Origin of the sequence: Pseudonocardia kunmingensis (assembly GCF_006716445.1) — a bacterium.
In the GTDB taxonomy this organism is placed as follows: Bacteria; Actinomycetota; Actinomycetes; order Mycobacteriales; family Pseudonocardiaceae; genus Pseudonocardia; species Pseudonocardia kunmingensis.
The window spans coordinates 1,582,180-1,599,452 of record NZ_VFPA01000001.1 but is presented as its reverse complement, the minus strand read 5'-3'; the positions used below and the strand labels follow the sequence as shown (position 1 = coordinate 1,599,452).

The following is a 17,273-nucleotide window of genomic DNA, read 5'->3' as shown; positions in this document are numbered from 1 at the left end:
TCGGCAGCGGGAGCGCATCGCCGCTGGTCTACTCGGGCACGGGGATCGGGATGTTACGGATCATCGTGGTGAGCGGGTCGTCCGAGGTCGTGCTGAGCGTGCACGTCTCGTCGCCGGGCGCGGCGCCATCGGCCATGAACGACCAGTAGAGCGCGCCGGCGACCTCCGGCACGTCGAGGTAGGCCTCGAGCTTGGCCTCGGCGACCTCGGCCCGGTCCTCGACCGAGTAGCACAGCGTGTCGTTCACCTCGTCGGCTCCCGGCAGCCCGGCGTACAACCCCCACTCGCCGAGCATCAGGGGCTTGTCGACCGCCTCGGCCGCCTCCAGAGCGGGCGCGAGGTGGTGTGAGGCGTCGTCCACGGCGTCGTACTCGTGCAGGCTGACCACGTCGATGCCGGGGCTCTGCGACACCTCCAGGAACGCCTCCGGCCCGCCGAGGGTGTCGGGCTGCAACGTCCCGGAACTGACCAGGTGGTGGGGGGCGAGCCGGTGGACGACGCCGCCGGCCTCGTCGAAGAACGCGCGCAGCGTGCTCGGGTCCGAGGTGCGGGGCTCGTTCATCAGCTCCCACATCGCGATGGTCGGTTCGTCGCGGTAGGCGGGTACCACGGCCTCCACCCACTCCAGGTAGTCGCCGCGGAAGCCGTCGTCGTAGAACTCGTCGTCCTTCGCGACGTCGCCGCACTCCCCGTGGTGGTCGCTGAGGACGACGACCAGCCGCTGCCCGTGCTCGGCGGCGTACCCCACCACCTCGTCGAAGTCGGCGAGGTCGGTGCCGGGCAGCAGGAACAGGCGCACGACGCCCCCGGGGCGCAGCGCGGAGAAGAACTCCTCGCGGTCGGCACCGTTGATGTCCTCCTCCGGGTGACCGCACCCGAAGAGGACGTAGGTGTTGAAGCCGACGAAGCGGTAGGTGCTGCCGTCGACGGTGAGCCGCGTGCCGTCCCGCTCCACGAAGCCCCGCTGCGTGGCGGGCGCCGCGGCCTCCGGGCCCGCGGCGGGTCGCTGCTCGTCGCTCTGGCGCCCGGGGAGCGCGAAGCTCCCGATCAGCATCAGGACGGCGGCAACGGCCGCGGCCAGGACGAACGCGCGTCCGCCTGAGGTCATCGTGCTCCTCGCCCGCGTCGCGCCCCGGCGACCGGGCCGGCGGCGAACAGCCCGGAGATCAGCCACGCGAAGTAGACGATCGGCGCGGTCAGCAGCGCGCTCGACAACACGAAGAACAGCAAGGCGGCCATCAGTCCGAGTGTGGCGGACGGCGCGCGTCTCAGGAACATCATGAGGGGGAAGGCCAGGAACGCGAGCGTCGCCGGGAGCCCGTACTCACCCAGCAGCTTCGGGACCGCCGGGTAGTTCGCCTCGACGTGGTCGGGGTTGAAGAACGCGGCGTCGCGGGTGATGGACCCGGGGCCGCGACCGGCCAGCAGGGCGGACGTGTCGGACGGGACGGCGGCGAGCACGAGGTCGTACGGCGCGACGAAGCGGATGTAGCCGCTCGAGCCCTCCTGGGCGGTCTCGGTGGAACGGTCGACGAGCAGCTCGCCCGCAGGCGTGAACGACACGGCGACCACCGCGGCGACGACGGCCACCGCCGCCCGCGCCGCCCACCGGCCGCCGCGGCGCACGGCGAGGACGAGCAGGCCCGCGCCCAGCAGCACCACCCCGGTGCCGGAGAACGTCGTGGCCAGGCCGGCGGCGAGCAGGGCGATCCGCCAGTAACCGCGCCCGAGCAGGATCTGGACGATGATCGCCATGGCCAGGAACTGCGAGCAGAAGCTCGCCTCCAGGAACACGATCCCGTTGCTCTTGTAGATCGGCGAGCCGTACGAGACCGGGTAGCTCAGGTTGTACTCGACGGTCGAGGCGATCATGCCGCTCGGCAGGAACGACAGCAGGTCCTCGAACGTCCAGCCGCCGAGCTGCGCGACGTACTGCCCGAGGCAGACCACGGCGACCGCGCACATGAGCCGCTGGAAGAACTCGAGCACGTCGGGGAACCGCCGGCGCAGGGCCGGCGTGAGGCGACCGCAGCAGGGCACGTACATCACGGCGAGCAGCGCCAGTGACGTCAGCGACGAGCTGTCGAGACCGGCCCAGCCGGTGGACACCAGCGTCGCGGCGCCGCACAGCGCGACCGCGCCGAGGTAGGCGAGGGTCCGCGGCACGTCCGCGACGATGTGGCCGCGCACCGCGAGCGCACCCACCACGAGGAACGCGATCGGCAGCGCGACGAAGACGACCGTGCCCGGCACGACGATGCGCTGCAGCACCGTGGTGGCGACCACGAGCAGGTACAGCCCGGCCACCGGGGCCCGGCCGGCGCCACGCCACAGCCGCGTCTGCGCCCGCGTGAGCGCGGGGTCCCCCGGCCGGTCCCGCGGGCTGCCCGGCCGGGGCGCGTGGGGCAGGGGGTCCGGCTCCGTGCCGCTCCGGACGACGACGGTCATGTGCGGCTGGCCCACTCGCCCGCGTCGAGGGACTCCGGCGCCCGCCGCGGCCACGGCACCTTCGTACGGCGCCGCGGGGGAACGGCCAGGACGTAGCCCAGCAGCGTCACGCCGGACAGGGCGAGCCGACGCCCCATCTCGTGCGCGTCGTCGATCGAGGAGTCGGCGTCGACGACGAGGACCACCCCGTCGACCCCGCGCCCCAACGCCAGGCCGACCGACAGCTCGCCCAGCGGAGGCGCGTCGACCAGCACGAGCGAGGCCACCGAGTGCAGCCGCTCGGCCGCCGCCCTCAGGACCTGGGGGCGCGCCGGCACGCCGGTGCCCGACCGCGACGCCCACCCGCTGAGCGGGACGACCCCGACCTCCGTGTTGGCCACGTGCCACTGGCGGACCGAGTCCGCGATCGGGTTCGCGGTGTCGGCCAGGGCCTCGAGCCCGACGCCGGGATCCACGTCGGTGAGGCTGCTGATGCCCCGCTCCTTCATGCCGCCGTCGATGAGCACGATCTCGCGGCCGGCCTTGGCCGCCGCGAACCCCGTGGTGGCGACCAGCGAGGTGGTGGTGAGCGTCTCCTGCCAGCTGACGAACAGCACGCTCACCCGCGGCCTGCCGTCGAGTGCGACGTCGATGGTCGCGAGCAGGTCCAGCGCTGCGGGCAGGTCGCTGCCGTCGGTGCGCACGACGTCGGCGACGGCGGAGGACGACGGCCGCGCGAAGCGCGTGATCAGCGGTGCGCCGAGCAACATGTCGAAGTCGGCGATGGTGGGCCTGCGCGCGCGCCGCTGGTCGCGCAGCACCGCGAGCCCGATCGCGATCGCGATCCCGACGGCCGCCGCGATGAGGGCGTTCTGGACGCGCAGCGGGGCGGACGGTGCGTTCGGGAGGACCGCGGGCTCGATGGCCCGGATGCCGTCGAAGTAGGCGGCCGAGCGGGCCAGCATCTCGGCCTCGACGAACCCGTCCGCGATGGCGTCCTGGGCGCGTGAGGTCACCTCGACCACGCGTTGCCGCGCGGCCTCGGCGTAGGACCGCGTGATCGCGTCGGCGAGTGCGCGCGCCTGCTCGGCGGTCGGGCGCTCGACGCTGACGGTGACCCGGTTCGTCTCGGCCGAGCCGACCGCGGAGGTGCTGGCGCGCACCTCCTCCACGGGCACCGGCGGGACGACCCGGCGGCCCGCAGGCTCGAGCACCTCGGTCGTGACGATGAGCTCGACCTGGTCGGCGGTGAAGCGCGTGGCGTCGGCGCCCATCTCGTCCATGGGGTCGAACGGGCTCGTGACGCTGAAGAACACCGAGCTCTGCGCGGTGTAGCTCGTGGGGAGCAGCATCGACGCGCCGTAGCCGGCCGCTCCGCACAGGACGCCCAGAACGACGATCAACACGGCGTGTGCACGCATCGAGGAGAGCACCCCCGGCCGTGCACGCTCCGAGGACGGGTCGAGGACGATCGCCTCAGAGGACACGCCGCGGCTCCTTCGTCAACTGGCAGCCGGGAGCTACTGCGGTGCCCGCAGGTCCCCCGAGATCGCTGGGCTCTCCCGAATGCTCGCGAGGCCGGTCGCAGGCGTTACTGTCCCCGCCGTGGCCGCAGCGGGCAGCACTTCGCGCGAACCCCTCGTGAGCGTCGTGATCCCGACGCACGACCGCGCCGCGTCCCTGGAGCAGGGGATCGAGGCCGTGCTGGCCGGTTGCGCGGGCGTCGACACCGAGGTCATCTACGTCGACGACAGCTCCACCGACGACACCCCCGCGATCCTCGCCCGGTACGCCGCAGCGGGGCGCATCAGGCACGAGAGCGTCAGCGTGCGGGCGCCCGGCCCGGCGCGCAACGCCGGCGCCGCGGTGGCACGCGGCCGGTACCTGCTGTTCACCGACGACGACTGCACCGTTCCGCCCGGCTGGGTCGCGGGCATGCTCGCGAGCAGGGAGCACCACCGGGTCAGCGCGCTGAGCGGGGGATTCCGGCCGGCCCGGATGGAGACGGGCGCCGAGCGCTACTACGCCCACCGGATGGCCACGATCTTCGGCGCCCGGTCGAAGCCGGTCGCCGCCGTTCCGATGATGAACCTGCTCGTCGAACGATCCGCGTTCGCCGCCGTCGGTGGGTTCTCCCCGCTCCGGCTGCCGTCGATGGAGGACTGGGAGTTCTGCTACCGCCTCACCGCGGCGGGCCACGACCTGCACTACGACCCGGCGGTCAGCGTGACCCACCCGTACGGACGCCACTGGGGTTACGTCTGGGGGCGGGTCGTCCAGGCCGCGTGGCTGGGGCCCGCGGTGTGGCGGTTGACCGGCGTGGACGCGCGTCGCAAGCTGGCGCGCGACGCACTCCGCTGGGCCGCGGCGCCGCTGTGGTGCCTCGTCTACTACCCGCCGCGCTCGTACCTGCCCGCCCTCGCGCTGGAAGCGGTCTACTTCGCCACGCGCCTGGCAGGCGCGGTCTTCGCGGGCCGCGTCGAGCGGCGGTTGCGGTCCGGGTGGGCGGGCTCCTAGCGCCCGCCGACCACCGGCCGCAGCCCGAAGACCGCGTCGTACCGGGCGGTGACGACCGCGGTGGCGTAGGTCCGGTCGAAGAACGCGCTCGCCGCCGCGGACAGCTCCGCGTTGCGCGACGGATCGGCGAGGCCGCCGATCAGCAGCTCGACCTCGTCGGCGTTGACGAGCAGGTTCACGTCGAAGTCCCGGACCACCCGGGCCTCCCGGCGTTGCAGGCGCCGCCCTTCGAACCGCAGCAGGGGCAGGTAGACCGCGCGCCTGCGGGCGAGCCACCGCAGCCGGGCGGGCACGTTGTCGACGAAGCCGCCGAGCGGGTCCATGTCGACCGAGTCCTCCTCGGCCACCTCGAGCATCCGCGCGTAGCGCACCGAGAAGAGGTCGTCGACGTAGAGCACCCGCCGCCGGGACGTCCGGCGCGGGGGCGCGTGCTGGCCCATGCGGAGCGTGTCGTAGACCTCGATCCGCGGGTCGAGCTCGTGCACGAGTGCGGCCACCTGCCGGGTCAGGCCGCGCGAGCCCAGCATCGCCTCCTGGATGGTGTAGGACCGGTCGGTGAGGCAGCGCGTGAGCGCGCCGAGCTGGGCGCCGACGCTCGGCCGGTCGAGGTGGTGGACGGTCACGGGGAAGGGGATCGGCGCGGCGGTGTCGGCACCCACCAGCGCGTAGTGCACGTTCCCCGGCCCGAGCCGGTCCACGAGGTAGCGCAGCAGGCCGCGGAGCACGACGCGCTTGCCGGTGTCCGGCGGGTCCGGGACGGTCGCGCTGACCACGAGCGCGGTGTCGGGCATCCGCGCACCGTAACGTTCGCCCCGCGACCGCGAGCCTGCTCCAGGATGTTCCGCCTCCCTCCCCGGAAGGAACCGATGGACGCTCAGGCCACCGACCTCCTCGCGCTCGCGCCCGCCGGGCGCCGCCGCTACGACTACGAGCTGGTGCTCGTCGCCTACCACAGCCGTCCGCTGGTCGAGGCCCTCCTGGCGAGCCTCCCCGCCGATCTGCCCGCCGTGGTCGTCGACAACGCCCACGGCGCGGACGGCCTCGCGGAGCTCGTCGCGAACCGGCCTGCCACCCGCTACCTCGACGGGCCGGGGCGGGGGTACGCCGCGGGCGCGAACCTCGGGGCACGCAGTTCCGGGTACGACACCGTGATCTTCGTCGACCCGGACAGCCGGCCCACGCCCACCCAGCTCGACGGCCTGGCCGCGACGCTCGCGCGCGGCGACGACCTCGCGGTCGTGTGCGCCATGACCGCCGACCACGACGGGCGCGCGGAGATCGGGGTCGGCGGTTGGGAACCGACCGCGGCACGGGCGCTCGTGCACGCGACGGGTGCGCACAAGCTGTTCCCGACGGCAGGGCTCTGGGCGCGGCCGCGGCGCGGCCGTCCCCTCGAGCTCGACTGGCTCGGCGGCGCGTGCATGGCGATGTCCATGCGGCACTTCCGCGAGCTCGGGGGCTTCGACGAGAGCTACTTCGTCTACAGCGAGGACGTCGAGTACGGCAGGCGGGTCCGCGCCGCGGGCCTGCGCCAGGTGCTCCTCACCGACATGGTCGTCCTGCACGGCGGCACCGGCTCCGGGGACGGCCGGGAACGGATGGTCCGGCTCAGGGCCGCGTCGATGATGAGCTACGTGCGCCGGTACAACGGCGCCGGGACGGCGCTCGGCATCCGGCTGGCCCTCACCGCGGGCTACTTCGCCCGGCGGGTGGCTGCGCGACTCCGCGGCCGCGCGGTGACCGCCCGGGAGCACGCGGCCTACGTCCGCGGTCTGTGGCTGGGCGCCCCCGACATGACGTGAGGTCGGTCGGACGGTCCGGCCGGTCGCGGTGCGGGAACGAGCCGGCGTAACGGGCTCGCGCGACGGGCCGAGTAGACGATCGCTGACGGGCCGTCCGGTCCCGACGTCGAGGGGGGTGCGGCAGATGAAGGTAGTGCTGTTCTGCGGCGGCTACGGAATGCGGATGCGTGACGGCGCCTCGGACACGCCCAAGCCGATGGTGACGGTCGGCCCGCGTCCGCTGCTGTGGCACGTGATGCGCTACTACGCCCACTTCGGGCACACCGACTTCGTGCTGTGCCTCGGCTACGGCGGGCACCACATCAAGAATTTCTTCCTGGACTACCAGGAGGCGGCGTCGAACGACTTCGTGCTGCGGGGCGGGCAGGTCCAGCTCTTGAGCAGCGATATCGCCGATTGGTCGATCACGTTCGTCGACACCGGCCAGGACTCGCCCATCGGTGAACGGCTCCGCCGGGTCCGCGAGCACGTCGCGGGCGAGGAGATGTTCCTCGCCAACTACGCCGACGTCCTCACCGACGCCCCGATCGACGCGATGATCGCCCAGTTCGCCGCCACCCCGGATGCGGTGGGGCAGTTGCTGGCCGTGCCCCCGCAGGCGGCGTTCCACGTGGTCGACATGGGCGAGGACCGGCGGGTGGAGGCGATCACCGCGCTCAAGGACATGCGGTTGCAGGAGAACGGCGGGTACCTGGTGCTGCGCCAGGAGGTGTTCGACTACCTCCCGGAGAACGGCGATCTCGTGGCGGACGCCTGCGCGGTCCTGGCGAAGGAGGGGCGGCTCATCGCCTACCCGTACCACGGCTTCTGGCACCCGGCCGACACGGTGAAGGAGCGGCACGCCCTCGAGGCGATGTACCAGGCGGGCCGGACCCCGTGGATGCCCTGGCGGAGCGGGCCGCGCGCCTAGTACTCCAGCGGTAGGTCGTGATCGCAACGATGTGCACCCGATACTGCCGATCATGGGCGGGAAGATCGCGAGTATCGGTTGTCCATCGCTGCCGCCACGACCATGGACAACCGATATCGCGGATCATGCGCGGGACCACCACCGAGCGGCCCCGGCCACCGCCGACATCCGTGATCACGAAATCCGGCTGTAGCGCTAGCAGACCCGTGGCGGCGCCCGGCGCGATCGGGAGCTGACGCACGCTCCGACCCCGGGGCGGGACCGGTCGGTACGCCGAACGAGATACACGTGTTCCGCGCTTTTCCCCTGTTCGAGGGATGCCCTCCGCTTCTCGTCGCCGTGAGCGACGGCGTCAGGGCCGAACGGATGACGGTTCCCGGTATCGAGAAACGCTCCCCCGCGAGCCTGCGAGAACTCGGACCTGGGGCCGCGAGGGGGCGGCCCGTCCCCGCAAGGAGTTCGTCTCGTGGGAAACCAGCTCGAGGTACTGACGGCCGAACCGGTCGTATCCGAGATCGCACGGCTCGAGGACGCCGGCCCGGCGACCGGTGTCGAGGGTGCGCTCGCCGAGGTGCTGGCCGAGGTCGTGGGTGTCGAGCGGGTGTCGGTGGAGAGCCACTTCTTCGACGACCTGGGTGCGGACTCGATGGTGATGGCGCAGTTCTGCGCCCGGGTGCGCAAGCGGGACGGGTTGCCGTCGGTGTCGATGAAGGACATCTACCAGCACCCGACGATCCGGAGCCTGGCCACGGCGTTCCCGGGCGTCACGCCGGCTCCTGTCGAGGGCGGGTTCGCCGAGGTGCTGGCCGAGGTCGTGGGTGTCGAGCGGGTGTCGGTGGAGAGCCACTTCTTCGACGACCTGGGTGCGGACTCGATGGTGATGGCGCAGTTCTGCGCCCGGGTGCGCAAGCGGGACGGGTTGCCGTCGGTGTCGATGAAGGACATCTACCGGTACCCGAGCATCCGGAGCCTGGCGGCCGCGCTCTCGGGTTCGACGCCGGCCGCGGGCGGTTCGACGGCGACGGCGACCGCGCCGGTCGAGGTCGCGACGCCCGTCCCCACGGCGCAGTACCTCCTCTGCGGGGCGCTGCAGGTCCTGTTCTACCTCGGCTACTCCTACGCCGTCGCCGTGGTCGCCGTGCGCGGCTTCGAGTTCGTCTCGGCCGCCACCGGTGTGCTCGACATCTACCTGCGGTCGGCGCTGTTCGCCGGCGGGACGTTCCTCGCGATGTGCCTGCTCCCGATCCTGGCCAAGTGGTTGCTCGTCGGCCGGTGGAAGGCGCAGCGGATCCGCATCTGGAGCCCGGCCTACGTCCGCTTCTGGCTCGTCAAGACCCTCGTCCGCGCGAACCCGCTGGTCATGTTCGTCGGCTCGCCGCTCTACGTGCTCTACCTGCGGGCGCTGGGCGCGCGGATCGGGCGTGGTGCGGTGATCTTCTCCAAGCACTTCCCGCTGTGCACCGACCTGCTGACGGTCGGGCCGGACACGGTGATCCGCAAGGACACGTTCTTCAGCTGCTACCGGGCCCGCTCCGGGGTGATCGAGACGGGCCCGGTCACGCTCGGCCGGGGCGTGTTCGTCGGCGAGTGGGTGGTGCTCGACATCGACACCTCGATGGGCGACGGCTCCCAGATCGGCCACGCCTCCGCCCTCCACGCCGGGCAGGCCGTGCCGGCCTTCGAGAACTGGCACGGCTCGCCCGCGGAGCGGACCGGTGCGGACTACCGGGAGGTGCCGGCGCGCCGGGTCCGCACCTGGCGCAGGGTGAGCTACTCCCTGGTGCAGCTGCTGACCCTGCTGGTCGTGTACCTGCCGCTGGGCATCGGCGGCGTGACCATCGTGTTCTTCGAGGTCCCGCGCCTCGCCACCCTGCTGGGTCCGGGGCCGCTGGCGCTCACGACCTGGCTGCTCTACGTCGAGGCGCTCGCCGCGTCCCTCGTGCTGTTCCTCGGCTCCCTGCTCCTCGGCCTGCTCGTCATCGGCACCGTGCCGCGGGTGGTCAACCTCGTGCTCACCCCGGAGAAGACCTACCGCCTCTACGGCTTCCACTTCTGGGCCCACCGGTACGTCGAGCGGGCGACGAACAGCAGGTTCTACACGAACCTCTTCGGCGACAGCTCCTACATCGTGGGCTACCTGCGCTGGCTGGGGTACGACCTCGCGCCGGTCGTGCAGACCGGCTCCAACTTCGCCACGGGCGTCAAGCACGACTCCCCCTACCTGTGCTCGGTGGGCAGCGGGACCGTCGTCGCGGACGGGCTGTCGATGCTCAACGTCGGCGTCTCCAGCACGTCCTTCCGGGTGTCGCGGGTGTCGATCGGGCGCGAGAACTTCCTCGGGAACCTGATCGCCTACCCCGCCCGCGGGCGGACCGGGGAGAACGTCCTGCTCGGGACGAAGGTACTGGTCCCCATCGACGGGAAGGTCCGGGAGAACGTGGGGCTGCTGGGCTCGCCCAGCTTCGAGATCCCGCGCAGCGTCGACCGGGACAGCCGGTTCGACCACCTGCGGGTCGGCGACGAGTTCCGGCGCCGGCTCGCGGCCAAGAACCGGCACAACGCCGCCACCATCGGGCTGCGCCTGCTGGTGAGCTGGGTCCTGTTCTTCGGGATCACGGTGATCGCGCTGGCCGCCACCGACCTCTACGCGCTGCTCGGTGAGTGGTCGATCGTGCTGGCCACCAACGCGATCCTGCTGGTCACCATCGGCTACCAGGTGGTCGTCGAACGCGCCTCCACCCGGTTCCGCGGGGTGCGCCCGACCTACTGCTCGATCTACGAGCGCGACTTCTGGCGGGTCGAACGCTTCTACAAGATGCACGCGACGGCGGGCGCGCTCCTCGACGGCACCCCGTTCAAGTGCCTCTTCTGGCGGTCGCTGGGCGTGCGGGTCGGGAAGCGGCTCTACGACGACGGCGCCGACCTGTCCGAGAAGAACCTGGTGACGTTCGGCGACGACGTCGCGCTCAACGAAGGCGCCGTGGTGCAGTGCCACTCGCAGGAGGACTACGCCTTCAAGTCCGACCGCATCGTGATCGGTTCCGGCTGCACGGTCGGGGTGAACGCGCTGGTCCACTACGGCGTCACGATGGGCGACGGCGCGGTGCTCGCGCCCGACTCGTTCCTCATGAAGGGCGAGGAGGTCCCGCCGTACGCGGAGTGGGGCGGCAACCCCGCTCACGAGATCCGGGCCGGACGGCCGGTCGCGCCGGCACCGGCGGTGCCGCCGCTACTGGAGCCACCGGCGCGCCCGACCCGGTCCGCACCGCCGCTGTGGCTGGCGGCCGCGCTGGTGCCGCTGGGAGTGGCCAGTGGCCTGACGGTCGTCACCAGCTGGAGCGCGCTCAACGCGCCGCCGGCGCAGAGCGCGCGGCAGCCGCTCGCCGCGCCGGTCCCGCCACCGGTTGCGCCGCCGGTTGCGCCGCCCACCCCCGCGCCCGCCGCCTCGCCCGTCCCGGATGCGGCGGCGGCCGCGTCGACTGCCGCGCCCGCCGCCGAGGCGACGGCCTCGTTCGGCCTCGCCGACATCGCGTCGCTGGAGGCCGGGCTGGCCGTCGGTGACAGCGGGCCGCCGGTCGTCACCGTCCAGCAGCACCTGCAGCGGCTCGGTCACCACCAGGGGGACGCCCACGGCTCGTTCGACGAGCCGACGGTCGCGGCGGTGCGTGCCTTCCAGGCCGCGGCGGGGGTCGTCGAGGACCCGCCCGGAACGGTCGGCCGGTCCACCGCCCAGGCGCTGGAGGCCGCCGGGGACCGGCCCGAGCTCGCGGCGGGCTCCCGGGGCGAGGAGGTCCACCGGCTGCAGCACGCCCTGCTCGTCGCGCTCGGGCGTTCGCTGCCGCGCAACGGCAGTTACGGATCCGCGACCGTCGAGGCGGTGCGGGACTACCAGTCCTCGCGGGGGCTGCAGGTCGACGGAGCGGTGGGGCCCGGCACCTGGGCCGCGCTGCAGAGGGGGCGGTGAGCGGTGCGTCGCGAGGACGAGTGGAGGGACGAGGAGATGGGGATGCCGGACACCGGCCGGGACTACTGGCGCCGGGTGCTCGCGGCGGGTGGGGCCGCGACGGTGCCGCGGTGGACCCGCGATCCGGCGCCGGGCGTCGGGGAGCACGTCGAGACGGTCCCCGCCGACCTCGTGGCGGCACTGCGGCGGCTGGCCGACGCGCTGGACGTGCGGCTGGGCGCGGTCATGCTCGGCGCGCACGCCGTGGTCCACGCCGCGCTCTCCGGCGAGCGCGAGATCGTCACCGGCTACGCCCCGCCGGACGGGGCACCGGTGCCGTGCCGGCTGGTCACCCCGGCGGGCGGCAGCTGGCGGGAGCTGGTGCGGGAGGCGCAGCGGGCCGAGGACGACCTGCTGCGCCACCGCGGGTTCCCCGTCGCCGACCTGCGGCGCGAGCTCGGCCTGCCCGGGCCGTCGTTCGAGACCGTCGTCGACGTCGGGGACCACGCTCGCGGCGAGCTGCCCGACGGCGTGGTCCTGCGGGTGGGGATCGCTCCGCGCGGCGAGGAGCTGGTGCTGCGGGTGCGGCACCGCACCGACGCCCTCGACGCGGACGCGGCGGCGCGCGTGGCGGGGTACCACCGCAGCGCCCTCACCGCGATGGTGACCGATCCGGACGCCGAGCCGGGGCGGGCGAACCTGCTCTCGGCGCAGGAGCTGCGCCTGCAGCTCGACGGGCTCGCCGGACCCCACCGGGAGCTGCCGGACCTGCGCGTGCACGAGCTGTTCGAGCAGCGGGTCGCGCGGCACCCGGACGCCGTCGCCGCCGTGCACGGCTCCCGGCGGTGGACCTACCGGGAGCTGAACTCCCGCGCCAACCGCCTCGCGCGGGCACTGCGGGCCCGGGGTCTGCCGCGCGAAGCCGTGGTCACGGTCGTCATGGAGCGGAACCTGGACTGGATGGCCTCCGTGCTGGCGATCTGGAAGGCCGGGCTGACCTACCTGCCCCTCGAACCGCACTTCCCGCCCGCGCGGATCGCGGCCGCCGTCTCGAGGGCGGGGTGCGGGCTCGTGCTGACCGAGCGGGGCAGCACCACGACGCTCGACCAGGCACTCGCCACGCTGCCCGGGGTCCGGGTGCTGCACGCCGACGCCGCCTACGCCGAGGGCCACGCCGACCACGACCTCGGCCTCGCCGTCGCGGCGGACCAGCTGGCCTACGTGCTGTTCACCTCCGGCTCCACCGGTGAGCCCAAGGGCGCGATGTGCGAGCACGCGGGCATGCTCAACCACATCCAGGCCAAGCTCGCCGACCTCGGGGTCCGCGAGGGCGAGGTCGTCCCGCAGACCGGTCCCCAGTGCTTCGACATCTCCGTGTGGCAGCTGGTCGGCGCGCTCCTGGTCGGCGGCTCGACCCTGCTCGTCGAGCAGGACGTGGTCCTCGACGTCGCGCGGCTCGTCGACACGCTCGTCGAGGCCCGGGCCGGCGTGCTGCAGGTCGTGCCGTCCTACCTCGACGTCCTGCTGTCCCACCTGGAGCAGCACCCCAGGGAGCTGCCGGACCTGCACTGCGTGTGCCCGACGGGGGACTTCCTGAAGGAGGAGCTCGTGCGGCGGTGGTTCGCCGCCGTGCCCGGCACCCGGCTCGTCAACACCTACGGGCTGACCGAGACCTCGGACGACGCCGTCCACCTGGTCCTGCACGGGGCCCCGGACGGGACGCGGATCCCGCTGGGCCGGCCCATCCAGAACACGACCGTCTACGTCGTCGACGAGCACCTGGCACCCGTGCCGCTGGGCGCGCCCGGCCTGATCGTCTTCTCCGGCGTCTGCGTCGGCCGCGGGTACGTCAACGACCCGGAGCGCACGCGGGGGATGTTCGGGCCGGACCCGCACCACCCGGGGCGGCGGATCTGCCGGACCGGCGACTACGGCCGCTGGCGGCCGGACGGCACGCTGGACTTCCTCGGCCGCCGGGACAACCAGGTCAAGATCCGTGGCTTCCGGATCGAGATCAGCGAGGTCGAGAACGCGCTGCTGCGGGTGCCCGGCGTCCGTGACGGCGCCGCGCTGGTGGCCGACGGGTCCGCGGCGGGGAAGCGCCTCGTGGCCTTCTACTCGGGGGAGCGGGCGATCGCGGCCGACGTGCTGCGGCGCGTGGTGGCCGAACGGCTGCCCGAGTACATGGTGCCGTCCGCGCTCCACTGGTGCGAGCGCCTCCCGCTCACCCCGAACGGCAAGATCGACAGGGCGTCGCTGGCGGTCCGGGCGAACGAGCTCGACGTCGACGGCACCGGCTTCGAGGCGCCCGCCTCGCCGAGCGAGCAGCGGGTCGCGGCGGCGTGGGCGGCGGTGCTGGGCGTCTCGGAGGACCAGGTCGGGCGCCACGACCACTTCTTCGACCGGGGCGGCGACTCGTTGTCGGCGGTCAAGCTGGTGATCGCCCTGCAGCGCGAGGTGTCCCTCGCCGACATCACCGGTTGTCCCACGCTCGCCGAACTGGCCCGGGAGATCGAGAGCAGGTCCGCCGTGCCACATCCCGCCGCGCTCGTGTCCCCGTCCTGACCAGAACCTGCCCGGAACCGAAGGGAAACGACATGTCCACCTCACCGACCGCACTGCTCGACCTGGACCTGCGTCCCGGTGCGCGCCCGACGCTGCGGGTCGAGGCCACCGGGGACGCGCCGGGCTGGGCCGCCGAACACCGGGACGCCCTGCGCGCCGCCACCACCGAGCACGGGTGCGTCCTGGTGCGCGGCCTCGGGCTGGGCGACCCGGACGAGATCGCCGCCGTCTTCCGGCGGCTGGCCACCGGCCTGATGGCCGAGAAGGAGGCCTTCGCCGCGCGGCGGACCTACGGCGAGGGCGTGTACTCCTCCTCCGCGTGGCCGGCGAACCAGCCGATGTGCATGCACCACGAGCTGAGCTACACCCTCGAGTTCCCGAGCCTGATGCTCTTCGCCTGCCGCACCGCCCCCACCGAGGGCGGCGCGACCGGGGTGGCCGATGCGGCGGCGGTGCTCGCGGCGCTGCCCCTCGACCTGGTCAACCGGTTCGAGCGCGAGGGCTGGCTGCTGGTGCGCAACTACAACGACGACATCGGTTCCTCGGTCGCCGAGGCCTTCGGCACCGACGACCGGGGCGCGGTCGAGAGCTACTGCCGGGCCAACGGCATCGCCTTCGCCTGGCAGCCCGATGGCGGCCTGCGCACGCAGCAGCGCCGCAGCGCCGTGCTGCGCCATCCGGTCACCGGTGAGCGCTGCTGGTTCAACCAGATCGCGTTCCTGAACGAGTGGACGATCGATCCCGAGGTTCGCGAGTTCCTGGTGGACGTCTACGGCCCCGACGGGCTGCCGTTCACCACCCGCTTCGGCAACGGCGACCCGATCGGCGCGGACGTCGTGGAGCTGCTCAACCAGACCTACGAGGCCGCCACGGTCCGCGAGCCGTGGCAGTCGGGCGACCTGCTGCTCGTCGACAACATCCGCACCGCCCACAGCCGGGAGGCCTTCCGGGGACTGCGGGAGGTGCTCGTCGGGATGGCCGACCCGGTGCGCCTCACCGACTGCGCGCCCACCGTGGAGGTGGCGCCGCGATGACGGCCACCGACGCCGCGCCGCTCGCGGTGCCGCCGTTCGCGGTGATCTCCGGTGCGCAGGTGCGGAGCGTGCTGGAGGGACGCGAGAAGGAGGTCGTGGAGCTGGTCGAGACCACCTACCGGCTGCACGGCGCCGGGGACTCGGTGAACCCGCCGTCCTACTTCCTACGCTTCCCCGACCGCCCGTCGTCCCGGATCATCGCGCTCCCCGCCTCGCTCGGCGGGCAGGTGCGGGTGGACGGGTGCAAGTGGATCTCGAGCTTCCCGCGGAACGTGGCGGCCGGCATCCCGCGGGCCTCGGCGGTGCTGATCCTCAACGACCACGACACCGGCTACCCGCTGGCCTGCATGGAGAGCTCGATCATCAGCGCGACCCGGACGGCCGCGTCGGCGGCGCTGGCGGCCGACCGGCTCACCCGCGGGCGGCCGCGCCCGGCCCGGGTCGGTTTCGTCGGGACCGGCCTGATCGCCCGCTACATCCACACGTTCCTCGCCCGCACCGGCTGGTCGTTCGACGAGATCGGCGTGCACGACCTGTCCGCGGACAGCGCGGCGGGGTTCTGCGGGTACCTGGAGCAGTCCGGCACGGCCGGCCGGATCACCGTCCACGACGGCGCCGAGCAGCTGATCCGGTCCAGCGACCTGGTGGTCTTCGCGACCGTGGCCGCGGCGCCGCACATCAGCGACGTGTCGTGGTTCGCGCACGCACCGGTGGTGCTGCACGTGTCGCTGCGGGACCTCGCCCCCGAGGTCGTGCTCGCCTCGACCAACATCGTCGACGACGTCGACCACTGCCTGAAGGCCGACACCTCGCCGCACCTGGCCGAGCAGCGCACCGGCAACCGCGACTTCCTGCACGGCACCTTGGACGACGTGCTCACCGGGCGCGTGAGCGTGCCGGACGACCGGCCGGTGGTGTTCTCACCGTTCGGCCTCGGGGTGCTCGACCTGGCCGTCGGCAAGTACGTCTACGACGACCTGGCCCGGTCCGGCGACCTGCACGTCATCGACGACTTCTTCCACGAACTGCGCCGGCACGGATGAGCGCCGTGCGGTTCGACCCACATGAGGAGTAGGCATCGTGCCTGTCATCACCGCCCCGCACCAGTTCAACGAGGACGAGCTCTACGTCGACCTGCAGTCGGTGTACGGCCGCTCGCTGTTCCTGAAGTGCGAGGGGTTCAACTTCGCCGGCTCGATCAAGCTGAAAGCCGCGACCGAGATGGTGGACGCCGCCGAGCGCAGCGGGGCCCTGACGCCCGGGGCGATCCTCGTCGAGTCCTCGTCCGGGAACCTGGGCGTGGCGCTGAGCATGCTCGCGGCGAGCAAGGGCTACCGCTTCCTGTGCGTGACCGACTCCCGCTGCAACCTCTCCACGCGGCGGCTGATGGAGGCGTTGGGCAGCCACGTGCACATCATCGCCGAGCCGGATCCCGTCGGTGGCTTCCTCGGCGCCCGGATCGACTTCGTCCGCGCGCTGTGCGCCTCCGACGAGCGGTACGTGTGGATCAACCAGTACGCCAACCCGGGCAACTGGATGGCGCACTACCGCACGACGGCACCGGCGATCGCCCGCCAGTTCCCGCAGCTGGACGTGCTGTTCGTCGGCGCGGGCACGACCGGGACGCTGATGGGCTGCGCGCGCTGGTTCCGGGAGTGGCACCGCAGGGTGGAGGTCGTCGCGGTGGACAGCGTCGGCTCGGTGACCTTCGGCGGGCCGCCGGGACGCCGGATGATCCCCGGTCTCGGGATGAGCATCCGCCCGCCGCTGCTGGACGAGTCCTACCTGGACGACGTGGTGCGCGTCGAGGAGGCCGACACCATCCGCGCCTGCCACCGCCTGGCGCGCAGCGGGTTCCTGTTCGGCGGCTCCACGGGCACCGTGGTCAGCGGCGCGATGGGGTGGCTGGCCCGGCGCGGGGCGCCCGCGATCACGGCGGTGGCCGTGGCACCGGACCTCGGCGAGCGCTACCTCGACACGGTCTACCAGACGAACTGGCTGGAGGACCTCTACGGCGCGGACGTGCTCGACACCGAGGAGCGGACGCATACCCCCGTTCCCCGTCCGGCGTGAGC

General features: G+C 72.9%; 12 protein-coding genes. 8 read left to right on the top strand and 4 right to left on the bottom strand.

What is annotated here, in order from left to right:
• Positions 1-28: 28 nt before the first annotated feature.
• From FB558_RS07560 to FB558_RS07550, 3 genes are read right to left on the bottom strand one after another with little or no spacing between them, the layout of a single operon-like run.
• On the bottom strand, positions 29-1,108 hold the full coding sequence (locus FB558_RS07560) for a cellulase family glycosylhydrolase (protein ID WP_142049530.1): 1,080 nt from the start codon (positions 1,106-1,108) through the stop codon (positions 29-31).
• On the bottom strand, positions 1,105-2,448 hold the full coding sequence (locus tag FB558_RS07555) for a hypothetical protein (RefSeq protein ID WP_142049527.1): 1,344 nt from the start codon (positions 2,446-2,448) through the stop codon (positions 1,105-1,107). Before FB558_RS07555 ends, FB558_RS07560 begins: the two co-directional genes overlap by 4 nt.
• Positions 2,445-3,914, bottom strand: coding sequence for a YveK family protein (locus FB558_RS07550; RefSeq protein WP_142049524.1), 1,470 nt, complete (start codon positions 3,912-3,914; stop codon positions 2,445-2,447). The genes FB558_RS07555 and FB558_RS07550 overlap by 4 nt, the downstream gene beginning before the upstream one ends.
• Before the next feature lie 118 nt (positions 3,915-4,032).
• Here FB558_RS07550 and FB558_RS07545 point away from each other — a divergent pair, with 118 nt between their 5' ends.
• Entirely contained in the window at positions 4,033-4,944 is a 912-nt protein-coding gene (locus FB558_RS07545) for a glycosyltransferase family 2 protein (protein WP_170231219.1), read from the top strand.
• On the opposite strand, the gene FB558_RS07540 is transcribed toward FB558_RS07545, so the two are convergent.
• Positions 4,941-5,735, bottom strand: coding sequence for a hypothetical protein (locus FB558_RS07540; protein WP_142049518.1), 795 nt, complete (start codon positions 5,733-5,735; stop codon positions 4,941-4,943). The two genes, FB558_RS07545 and FB558_RS07540, sit on opposite strands and share 4 nt — an antisense overlap.
• Before the next feature lie 75 nt (positions 5,736-5,810).
• On the opposite strand from FB558_RS07540, the gene FB558_RS07535 reads away from it, so the two are divergent.
• The 7 genes from FB558_RS07535 to sbnA all read left to right on the top strand — a co-directional run bounded on the left by FB558_RS07535 (position 5,811) and on the right by sbnA (position 17,271).
• Complete coding sequence (locus FB558_RS07535; protein ID WP_142049515.1) at positions 5,811-6,746, top strand: glycosyltransferase; 936 nt, start codon at positions 5,811-5,813, stop codon at positions 6,744-6,746.
• A gap of 124 nt (positions 6,747-6,870) precedes the next feature.
• The gene (locus FB558_RS07530) at positions 6,871-7,656 is read left to right on the top strand and encodes a glycosyltransferase family protein (protein WP_142049512.1); all 786 of its coding nucleotides are present in this window, start codon (positions 6,871-6,873) and stop codon (positions 7,654-7,656) included.
• Positions 7,657-8,122: 466 nt separating this feature from the next.
• Positions 8,123-11,620 (top strand): Pls/PosA family non-ribosomal peptide synthetase, encoded by a 3,498-nt coding sequence (locus FB558_RS07525; RefSeq protein WP_142049509.1) that lies wholly within the window; start codon positions 8,123-8,125, stop codon positions 11,618-11,620.
• Positions 11,621-11,662: 42 nt separating this feature from the next.
• The gene (locus FB558_RS07520; protein WP_246106299.1) at positions 11,663-14,164 is read left to right on the top strand and encodes a non-ribosomal peptide synthetase; all 2,502 of its coding nucleotides are present in this window, start codon (positions 11,663-11,665) and stop codon (positions 14,162-14,164) included.
• Between the two features lie 32 nt (positions 14,165-14,196).
• Entirely contained in the window at positions 14,197-15,198 is a 1,002-nt protein-coding gene (locus FB558_RS07515; protein ID WP_142049502.1) for a TauD/TfdA family dioxygenase, read from the top strand.
• On the top strand, positions 15,195-16,241 hold the full coding sequence (sbnB, locus tag FB558_RS07510; protein WP_142049499.1) for a 2,3-diaminopropionate biosynthesis protein SbnB: 1,047 nt from the start codon (positions 15,195-15,197) through the stop codon (positions 16,239-16,241). The genes FB558_RS07515 and sbnB overlap by 4 nt, the downstream gene beginning before the upstream one ends.
• Positions 16,242-16,278: 37 nt before the next feature.
• On the top strand, positions 16,279-17,271 hold the full coding sequence (sbnA, locus tag FB558_RS07505) for a 2,3-diaminopropionate biosynthesis protein SbnA (RefSeq protein WP_142049497.1): 993 nt from the start codon (positions 16,279-16,281) through the stop codon (positions 17,269-17,271).
• The last annotated feature ends 2 nt before the right edge of the window (positions 17,272-17,273 follow it).

Excerpts from the sequence above, each read along its gene's own strand:
- sbnB (WP_142049499.1), top strand. The coding sequence starts at position 15,195 with ATGACGGCCACCGACGCCGCGCCGCTCGCGGTGCCGCCGTTCGCGGTG.
- FB558_RS07560 (WP_142049530.1), bottom strand. The coding sequence starts at position 1,108 with ATGACCTCAGGCGGACGCGCGTTCGTCCTGGCCGCGGCCGTTGCCGCC.
- FB558_RS07540 (WP_142049518.1), bottom strand. The coding sequence starts at position 5,735 with ATGCCCGACACCGCGCTCGTGGTCAGCGCGACCGTCCCGGACCCGCCG.
- FB558_RS07520 (WP_246106299.1), top strand. The coding sequence starts at position 11,663 with ATGCCGGACACCGGCCGGGACTACTGGCGCCGGGTGCTCGCGGCGGGT.
- FB558_RS07530 (WP_142049512.1), top strand. The coding sequence starts at position 6,871 with ATGAAGGTAGTGCTGTTCTGCGGCGGCTACGGAATGCGGATGCGTGAC.
- FB558_RS07555 (WP_142049527.1), bottom strand. The coding sequence starts at position 2,448 with ATGACCGTCGTCGTCCGGAGCGGCACGGAGCCGGACCCCCTGCCCCAC.
- FB558_RS07535 (WP_142049515.1), top strand. The coding sequence starts at position 5,811 with ATGGACGCTCAGGCCACCGACCTCCTCGCGCTCGCGCCCGCCGGGCGC.
- FB558_RS07515 (WP_142049502.1), top strand. The coding sequence starts at position 14,197 with ATGTCCACCTCACCGACCGCACTGCTCGACCTGGACCTGCGTCCCGGT.